Source organism: Arthrobacter bambusae (assembly GCF_022606295.1).
GTDB lineage: Bacteria > Actinomycetota > Actinomycetes > Actinomycetales > Micrococcaceae > Arthrobacter > Arthrobacter bambusae_A.
In genome coordinates this window covers 1-8,714 of the sequence record NZ_JAHHZS010000061.1, presented here as the reverse complement: position 1 = coordinate 8,714, position 8,714 = coordinate 1, and the positions used below count along the sequence as shown (strand labels likewise).

Annotated in this window: 9 protein-coding genes and 1 pseudogene; 5 read left to right on the top strand and 5 right to left on the bottom strand. The window is 64.0% G+C overall.

The genetic code is table 11. From position 1 onward, the window contains the following. Positions 1–489 precede the first annotated feature (489 nt). Complete coding sequence (locus KNN17_RS21610) at positions 490–1,719, top strand: ROK family transcriptional regulator (RefSeq protein ID WP_241710904.1); 1,230 nt, start codon at positions 490–492, stop codon at positions 1,717–1,719. Positions 1,720–2,820: 1,101 nt separating this feature from the next. Further along, positions 2,821–3,582, top strand: coding sequence for a DeoR/GlpR family DNA-binding transcription regulator (locus tag KNN17_RS21605; RefSeq protein ID WP_241710903.1), 762 nt, complete (start codon positions 2,821–2,823; stop codon positions 3,580–3,582). 190 nt (positions 3,583–3,772) lie between these two features. On the opposite strand, the gene KNN17_RS22740 is transcribed toward KNN17_RS21605, so the two are convergent. Continuing rightward, entirely contained in the window at positions 3,773–4,084 is a 312-nt protein-coding gene (locus tag KNN17_RS22740; protein WP_372489720.1) for a hypothetical protein, read from the bottom strand. Positions 4,085–4,274: 190 nt separating this feature from the next. On the opposite strand from KNN17_RS22740, the gene KNN17_RS21595 reads away from it, so the two are divergent. Beyond that, positions 4,275–4,919 carry a plasmid pRiA4b ORF-3 family protein gene (locus tag KNN17_RS21595; protein WP_241710901.1) on the top strand — a complete coding sequence of 215 codons (645 nt, stop codon included), beginning with the start codon at positions 4,275–4,277 and terminating at the stop codon, positions 4,917–4,919. 30 nt (positions 4,920–4,949) lie between these two features. Here the strand turns inward: KNN17_RS21595 and KNN17_RS21590 are convergent, their stop codons facing one another. The 4 genes from KNN17_RS21590 to KNN17_RS21575 form a co-directional block, all read right to left on the bottom strand. Next, positions 4,950–5,210, bottom strand: a complete 261-nt coding sequence (locus KNN17_RS21590; RefSeq protein WP_241710900.1) for a type II toxin-antitoxin system RelE family toxin — start codon at positions 5,208–5,210, stop codon at positions 4,950–4,952. Next, the gene (locus KNN17_RS21585) at positions 5,207–5,473 is read right to left on the bottom strand and encodes a type II toxin-antitoxin system Phd/YefM family antitoxin (protein WP_241710898.1); all 267 of its coding nucleotides are present in this window, start codon (positions 5,471–5,473) and stop codon (positions 5,207–5,209) included. Before KNN17_RS21585 ends, KNN17_RS21590 begins: the two co-directional genes overlap by 4 nt. Before the next feature lie 170 nt (positions 5,474–5,643). Continuing rightward, positions 5,644–5,907, bottom strand: a complete 264-nt coding sequence (locus tag KNN17_RS21580) for a type II toxin-antitoxin system RelE family toxin (protein WP_241710895.1) — start codon at positions 5,905–5,907, stop codon at positions 5,644–5,646. Beyond that, positions 5,904–6,167 carry a type II toxin-antitoxin system Phd/YefM family antitoxin gene (locus KNN17_RS21575; RefSeq protein WP_241710893.1) on the bottom strand — a complete coding sequence of 88 codons (264 nt, stop codon included), beginning with the start codon at positions 6,165–6,167 and terminating at the stop codon, positions 5,904–5,906. The genes KNN17_RS21580 and KNN17_RS21575 overlap by 4 nt, the downstream gene beginning before the upstream one ends. Positions 6,168–6,798: 631 nt before the next feature. On the opposite strand from KNN17_RS21575, the gene KNN17_RS21570 reads away from it, so the two are divergent. Continuing rightward, positions 6,799–8,430, top strand: a complete 1,632-nt coding sequence (locus KNN17_RS21570) for a type IV secretory system conjugative DNA transfer family protein (RefSeq protein ID WP_241710891.1) — start codon at positions 6,799–6,801, stop codon at positions 8,428–8,430. Next, positions 8,427–8,714, top strand: a pseudogene (locus tag KNN17_RS21565) (hypothetical protein); the annotation flags it as partial. The gene KNN17_RS21570 and the pseudogene KNN17_RS21565, both read left to right, overlap by 4 nt.

The following is an 8,714-nucleotide window of genomic DNA, read 5'->3' as shown; positions in this document are numbered from 1 at the left end:
ACTCCCGGACGTCGCCGATCCTCCATCGTTGGACGCTGCCGGGGCCGAACATCCGCTCAACGCGAGTGCGCCGGCGACCAGAACACCCGTTGTCACTGCGACCGAACGAATCAGTCGACTCTTTGTTTGAAACACCCTTGTCTCCAATCCTCAGGCCCTCGTCTGAGCGAGAACATCTCCCGCAGGGCCGACGCCACCAGCGGCGTCTTCCAAAAAAGAATATGATGAAGCTCACCACTTTGCAATAGTTAGTTAAGAAAGTATTGAGATGACGTCGCGGAGATTACGGAAGCCGCCCACGCCCCGAGTCCGGATAAGGGGACGTGGCGCCGGGAAATCGAATTACGAGGAAACTCAGGAGAGCCGTCTCCGCTCAGGCGGGCCGCTCCCGGCGGGTTTCGCAGGTACGCGCGTCCGGCACCGAAGGAACGGATTGTTCCGGATGGAGATGCGCCGGCAGCGTTCGCGTGGTGTAAATTGCATGGCATCATGACAGAGATCTCTCCGCGCCGACTTAAAGGCCGGTCCTACGCCGAGACGCGTAGCGCAGTGCTCGACCTCATCCGCTCGAGTGAAAGCATCTCAAGGGTGGAGCTCGCCCAGCAGTCCTCCCTCACAGAGGTGACGATCTCAAAGATCGTGAAGGAGCTGCTCTCCGAAGGCATCATTATCCAGGCGGGCCAGGGCCGGTCTACCGGAGGCAAGCGTCCGATTCTTCTCAAGCTCAACACCGGGGTCCTTTACGCTGTCGGCGTGGCGTTCGGCATCCCGACGATCGTCATCGTACTTTGTGGGCTCAGCGGGACGCTGATTGAGCGCGTCGATATCCCCGGGATGGGCGCCGAACCCCCGCCGAAGGTTATTGCTCGCGTCGCCGACGCCGTCCGCCAGCTCCTGGAGGATCGTGGCATCCAGCCGGAATCGATCATGGGCATCGGCGTCGCCTCCAGTGGTCGCCGCCGCGGCCCCCTCGGCTGGGGGGCCGATCCGCTCGTGGCAAGGAAATGGGAACGCTTCAACACTGCGGCCGAACTCGAAGCTCGGTGCGGCATCCCGGCCATCATCGAAAACGACGCGAACTGCGTCGCTCTCGGCACCTTCTGGTCCGGAGGCACGGACGCGACGCGCGACTTCATGACGGTGTACATGGCCCAGGGAATCGGCGCCGGCATCGTGATCGGCGGGGCGATATTCCGAGGCTCATCGGACAATGCCGGCGAGATCGGACACATCGTCGTGGAACCCGATGGACTCGAGTGTTGGTGCGGGTCGCGTGGCTGCCTCGAAACCGTCGGAACACCCCGAGGCATCGTAGGCCAGGTCCTCGCCGACCCGGAGTTGGCGGAACTATTCGGCGACGGCGGCGCCCCGGACCAGGCCGCTGTCTACAGGCGAGTTGTCGCCGGGCTCGACGACGGTCTGCCGCAAGCTGAGGAGCTGATCGCCCGATCCGTGCACAGCGTCGCCACCGCACTACTCGGCCTAAACAACGTTCTAGACCTGGATCGGATCCAGCTCACCGGACCCGGCTTCGCGACTATGGGACAGCGGTACGTGGCCGAGCTGAGAACACTCCTTCGGCATGCATCGTTCACTCGAGGAGTGCACGACGTCTCCGTTGAGCTCGGCGGTACCGGGCAAGACGTCGCCGCGTTGGGCGCCGCATCCGTGGTGCTCCACGGCAGTCTCACCCCCCACCACCGGTCCGCCCGGATCTGATCTCGATCCGGGCGTAACGGTGTTAAGTCGGGGATCCCGGCGGCACGCTTTCCACGGAAGCATATGGCTATTCGCTGGCCAGGTTTGCCAGACCGTCCACCTAAGATAGGCACGCTGCTGAGCGCAGCCGAGTCCCCTTCGTCTTCGGAAGTGGGCTCGTCCTGGACGTTGTATCCAAGGGGATTTCGCAGTGTGGCGGGCCGAGGAGCTCCCGGAGGTATTTCGGGCATCGCAGAGGCTGGGGTACGGCAGAGTGAGTTCAGTCAACCTAGCTGCGCCGCCCAGCCTGCGGATGTTGATGCCTCCCCGGAAAGCATGAACTCGGCGGCCCGTATTCGAATCGGCGATAAACCCGATGGTTGTTGAGCCCTGCGGCATGCAGTCACGTCGTTCTCTCATCGTCGCTCCGTAGGTGGAATGTGGAGAGGTCCGGTTGCTGGGGCCGCGACGTCGTCGCGCCCGTATCGTGAGCTGTGAGCCCTCGATACGTGGGCCGTAGGCATCAAACCGCATAGGCTCAGGTTCGTCGTTTCGCGTGCCAACGGATCGAGCGAATAGGCCTCGGGCGGGGATTAGCAGCTGTGCGTCACAGCACTGAGGGGGTCTTCATGGGTGAGGTCCGGAAGTCTTTATCGATGTCGACCCCCGCCCGGCCGCTTCGCTGATGCTGACGTGTCTGTCCACAACTTCGGGGAGCCCCCGATACACCCCGTCGTACTGGCGGGGCCGTGTGAAGATGACTTCTGGCCTTCAAGGACGGCCAGAAGCCGTTCCTCCCTGATGGCGGCGGTGTTGGCAGGACCGCGGGTCGTTACCGGCGACGCGCCGGCCGTTCAGTATGGACGTTAGGCGGCGATTCCGTCGGGCCGTGGTCGGAACAGTTCGCGGCTGCATGGCATTGGAAGGCCGCGAGTCAAAGGTTACGCCGAACTCCTCGGCTGCACGAAAGGCAATGCCCTTCTCTTGCCGGAGCTCGTCTTCAAGAGCGCTTGTCCGGGGGTGCTCGGACGATGACGTACGGCTAGTTGTTGCGGGTCATGAGGTTGTTGACGGGACACGATCTGATGCAGAAGCGGCCCGTGTGGGCATCACAATAGTTGTATGGACTCACAGGAACGTCAGCTCAGAATTCTGGACCTGGCTCGTGCGGAGGGGAAGATGGACGTGGCTGGCTTGGCGTCCACCTTCGGTATTGCCGTGGAGACCGCCCGCCGGGACCTGCGCGCATTGGTCGACCGGGGTGTGCTACGCCGGGTGCACGGGGGTGCTGTGGCGGTGGAGACCACCGGGTTCGAGTCTGATGCCGGGTACCGGGCGAGTGCGAATGTGCGAGAGAAGCGCCGCATCGCCTCGGCCGCGGCAGCATTGCTGCACGGTGCCGAGTCGGTCTATCTCGACGAGGGCTTCACGCCGAGGCTCATCGCGGAGGAACTCGCCTCCGTTGCCCGGCTCACGGTCGTCACAGCCTCGTTGCCGGCAGCTCAGGCCCTCGCCTCCAGCACTGGCGTGACAGTCCTGCTCCTGGGCGGGCGGATGCGCGGGCGCACCCTCGCCACTGTAGATCATTGGGCCTTGCGCATGCTCTGCGAGCTCCAGATCGACGTGGCGTTCCTCGGCGCTAATGGGATCTCCCGCGAACACGGACTCACGACACCGGACCCGGCGGTGGCCGCCATCAAGACCGCGGCTGTCAACCAGTCACGCCGGCGCGTGCTGGTGGGCACTCACACCAAGTTCGGCGTCAGCAGCTTCTGCCGCTTCGCCATGGTCCCCGACTTCGAAACCATCGTCACCGACCAGGGCCTTTCTGTCCACGAGGCCAAGCGCTACGAGGCGTTGGGTCCGCGGGTTCTGCGTATCTGAGCCTGTCCGTTCGCTCAGGGCGGTTGCTGCAACCCCCTTGCGGCTCCGCAATTTCGAGGTCTCCAAGTCGGGCACGAACCGGGCATTTGAAGGCGCCCATTCGGGCGTGCAGTTCCTCTCGCTTCCTGCTCATAATCGAGCTGTCCTTAACCTGCTTGATGGAAGACCTGGAGTGATGACCCGACTCAGCTCAGATGCCCTGACCGGGCTTGACCCTCGTGTAACCGTGCCCGACTATGACCGCAGCGCCATCACCCCGGGCATCGCTCATATCGGGGTTGGGGGTTTCCACCGAGCGCACCAGGCCTGCTACCTCGACTCGCTCCTCCAGCAAGGCCTGGCTCAGGACTGGGGTCTGATCGGTATTGGCCTGTTGCCTCACGATCAAGGCATGCGTGACGCCCTCGCCGGTCAGGATCACGTCGCCGCCGTCGAGCCGGCAGAAAAGACGGGCATAGTCCTTCCCCAACAGGACTGAATCAGCCAGAGAACGTCGGGACATCCACGGGCGAGCCGTCGACAGGGGGCGAGACGTTCTGGTCCGCGATACCCAGAGCCAGGGTTGCGTCTAGTCATCCGTCTCACATCCCCGGGTCGTGAGATGTCGTTCGCTTCGAGAACATGGCAGAACGACCTTTCCAAGGGCGCACCTCAGGCTACACCCAGGCCGGCTTCTGTATCCGCACGCCTGTATGGAACAACGTGTAGCCGAGGACGGTGCGGACTCCATTTTGGAGGTCCGCGTGCGCCTGAGGGAATGCGATCCCGAGATATGGCGCTTGCTGGAGCTGGCTGGTTCACTGTCACTGGGGCACGTCCACGAGGTCCTGCAGGCGGCGTTTGGTTGGGAGGATGCGCATCTGCACCGGTTTACCGCCGGCGATCCCTTCGGGCGTCTGCGTCCGGTTGACGGAGAGATACCCGAACCCGTGCAGTGGCTTCCTGCGGAGTGGTGCGAGGAACCTACCGACCTGGCGGAGGAGGACTGCTCGCTGGACCAGCTTCTCGCCGCGGGATCGGGGGGCGCGTTCTACGAGTACGACTTCGGCGACAGCTGGCTTCACAGGCTTGACGTGGTCGGCCGCCGTGCCCGGAACGAGACCGATCCTCCGGCACGGCTGATCGCCGGCGCCCGCCGCGGCCCGCTTGAAGATTCGGGAGGCTTCCCAGGGTACGAGGAGATACTGGACGTCCTTGCCGACCCAGCCCACCCGGATCACGTCGAAGTATCCGAATGGGTAGCCGGCGTCATCGGCACCGACGAACCGTACGACCCCGACTTCCTGGACGTTGAGGCCGTGAACCGCGCCCTCGCCGCCTGCTCCTCGGCAGTCTGAAAGCGCCGCACATGCCGGTTTTGCCCCTGCCTAATGCTGGTAGATGTCCCGCCGGTGACCCATGGCGACAACCAGAACGATCAGCTCAGCGTCCCGGATCTCGTAAATGATCCGGTAATCCCCGGTGCGGACGCGCCAGTCGCCGCTGCTTCCGGCGAGTTTCTTCGCGCCCGGGGGACGCGGCGTCTCGGCTAGGAGTTCGATGGCGGCCTGGATCCGCCGGCGGGCGTCCGGCGGCAGCTTACGCAACTGCCGGAGGGCGGCCGGCGCGACCTGCACGGCATAGCTCACGCGAGGCCCAGCTCCGCCTTGACTTCCTCCCACGGCACCGGGCCTGCGCCGGTGTCGGCCATTTCGGTCCGCGCCGCGTTCGCCGCCCGGAGATCCTCCAGATCTTCGGCGGCCTCAATCAGCGTGGCTAGATCCTCGGCGTCGATCAGCGCGGCCACGCGGCGGCCCCGGCGCAGCAGGTACACCGGTTCGTGGCTCACCCGGGCCGTGTCGACCGCCTCCGAGAGGCGGCTCCGCGCGTCAGTCACAGTCATCTCACTCATGACCCAATTTTAGCCAAGACTGCGCCGAAATGTACATAAGCGTGAAAAGCGCGGAACTGGCCGATAACCGTGATTTCGTCAATCAGGGGAGCGGCCCTCGGGCCAGAGTTGTTCAAACCCACTGACAGCTGGTTCGCCGTATGAGGCCGATGCGGGCCATGTTCGGATCCTTAGCGTTTCTTGTAAATGTCCCTGCGGTTTCCGACGGACACGACGAGGACGGTTAGGACGTTGTCGTGGATTTCGTAGATGATCCGGTAGTCACCGGTCCGTACGCGCCATTCACGATCGCCTCCGACAAGTTTCTTCGCCCCTGGCGGCCGGGGATTCTCGGACAGCAGTTCGATGGCCGCACCGACCCGCTGCCTGGCTTGGGGATCGAGCTTGCGCAACTGCCGCAGTGCTGCCTGGTCAACCCGGACCTCGTAACTCACAGCAGGCCCAGGTCCGCCTTGACCTCATCCCACGGTATGGGTTCTGCGCCGGCCGCGCGTTCTTCGCGTGCGGCCTGGACCGCGCGGAGATCCTCCAGATCTTCGGCCGCCTGCAACAGCCGGTCCAGGTCTTCGGCGTCGATTACCGCTGCAAGCCGCCTGCCGTGCTTGGTCAGCCACACAGGATCGTGCTGCATTCTTGCTGCATCGACGGCCTCGGCAAGGTGCGTGCGCGCGGAAGTCAGGGTCATCTCGCTCATGGAGCCAATCTATACAAAACCAAGGCAAACTGTACAGTCTCTTCATTTTGTACGTTTTGCCGATAATGGACCTAGTGGGTATCCGGTTAGCTCAGGTTGTGCCAACGGCGCTCAAACAGGTAGCCAAAAACAGGCCCGTTCGTCGCGGAACCACTCCTGAGACTCCCGGAACGTCAGCGTTCAACGCAAATCTGGGCATCCACTCTGTCTACCTGAGTAAACCGGATACCCACTATGGACCTTATGTAAAGCTGTAACTGGAAAGTGGGGGTCTAAGGCTTCCCTGTTTCGGGCGTCCTTGGTCCTGTCTCATCTAAGTTGAGGAAATCTCACTACAGATGACATTAGCCGTGGTTGTCTAATTACAGTTAAGGCACCAGGCCGAATCTCCCGTGATTCTAGGGTTCTTGGACCATCAGCCGATGCCGGAATTCTCCTATTTGCCTCAACTTGGATGAGACAAAACCCGGCATTTTTCTCATCCAAGTTGAGGCAACCGCGCCAATTCGCCGTCTTCTGCCTCAAGTTAGGTGAGACGGGACAGTCCTGTCTCAATTTAGTTGGCCAGTTTCGCAACTTACCTGGCCACCTACGGGTTTCCAGGGTTTGTCTCAGTTAATGTGGCGCCGCCGTGCTGCTGCTCTGTACGTTTCTGGCCTTGGAGCTCGGGGAGTTCTTCACACCCACCGGCACGATCTCCTGGAACCCGGCGGAACTGGGCACAACCGTCAGGGCCGGCCGCTTCCACTGGCCGGCGGCGTCCACCTGGATCCTGGTGGTCCTGCTCCTGGCCGCGTTCCTTGGGGCCCTCTGGTTGTCCATGACAGTCTTCGGCGCGAAGCCTGAGGACAACGGACTTCCCCGGTACAAGGACCTGGAGCACCGGATGGGCCGCAAAGCAGCCCTGCAGCAGGCCCGGCAGGCGCTCACGCTGCCCGATGACGCCTCCGGGGAAGACATCATCGTGGCCCTGTGCAAGCTGGACGGGGACGTCCTGTACGTCCAGCACGAAGACTCGATGTGGGTCTACGCGCCCCAGCGATCAGGCAAAACCCTGTGGCTGGCAGTCGGCATCGTCATCGATGCCCCCGGCCCGGTGCTGACCACCTCGACGAAGATCGACCTGCTCCAGCTCACGGCCCTGCGCCGCCGGGAGCAGGGCACCGTCGAAGTGTTCGACCTGCAGGACATTTCCGGGTGGTCCCAGTCGATCAGCTGGGATCCGGTGGCCGGCTGCGAGGACCCCGATGAAGCCCTGGCCCGCGGCAAGGCCTGGGCCGGGGCGCAGCCCATGGGGGATGTGAAGAACGGCGACTGGTTCAATTCCAAGGCCGCGGCCGTGCTCGGCCGTTTCCTGCACGCCGCGGCACTGGACGGCGGAGACATCGAAGACGTTGTGCGCTGGTCCAACAACTTCTCCGACCCCGAGCCGATGGAGATCCTGCGCGAGCACGGAGCACCGGCCGCGTTCGCCGCCCGTTTGCAGGCGCTGACCTCTTCCCGGGCCGGGGAAACCGTGGACTCGATCCAGGAAACCCTGGCCGGGCTGCTGGAGCCGTTGTCCTCGCCCAAGGCGCTGCGCTTCCTCACCCCCGGACAGGGTGAAGGGTTCGACGTGGAAACGTTCCTTGCCGGCGCGAACACCCTGCACCTGGTCACCGACGGGGAAGACTCCCCGGTGGCCCCGCTCGTGACCATGTTCGCCGACCACATCTTCCGCAAGGCCCAGAAGATCTCCCAGGGCCGTGCCGGTGGCCGGCTCTGGCCGGTGTTCACCATGGTCCTGGACGAAGCGCCGAACGTGGCCGCGTTCCCGAAAATGGCAGCGGCGCTGTCGGACTCCGGCGGCCGCGGGATCCGGATCGTCGGCTTCAGCCAGTCCTTCGCACAGAACCGGGCGCGCTGGGGCGTCGAAGGCGCCAAGGCCATCCGCGGCACCTCCTCGATCCGGATGTTCCTTCCCGGGCTGGAAGAAATCGACGAGCTCGAATCCATCGCCAAAGCGGCCGGCCCCACCACGAAGACCCGTACGTCCACGTCCAGGGGCCGCACGGGCACCTCCACGACCATCAGCGAGGAAGAGCGTCCGGTGATCCTGGCCCACCAGATCCAGCAGCTCGACAGGGGCCAAGGGTTCATGCATTACTCCAACCTCCGGCCCGCCGTGGTTGACCTGATCCCGTACTGGGACCGGCCGGACGGTGAGCAGATCGCCCAGGACCGCAAGGCCGTCGAGCGGATGACCGGAAGGATCAGCGCGTGAGCCAGGACCCGTACGACGGCGTTCCGTTCCCTGATGACGAACCGGCACCGGAAGAGACGACACCGCCGTTTGACGACGAAGCCCCGGGCTCAGGGCCGGGAACCGCGCCGGAGCGTCTTCCTGTGGAGGACGGTCCGGCGGGCGTCGACGCTGACGGGGTGCTCCCGTCCCCGGAAGAACTGCTCCTGGAGCACGACGAGCGGATCGGCGTCCTCCGTGCGGACGTCAACGAACTCGCCGGGGTTGTGGCGGACCTGCTGGCGAACCCGCCCAAGGGCAAGCCG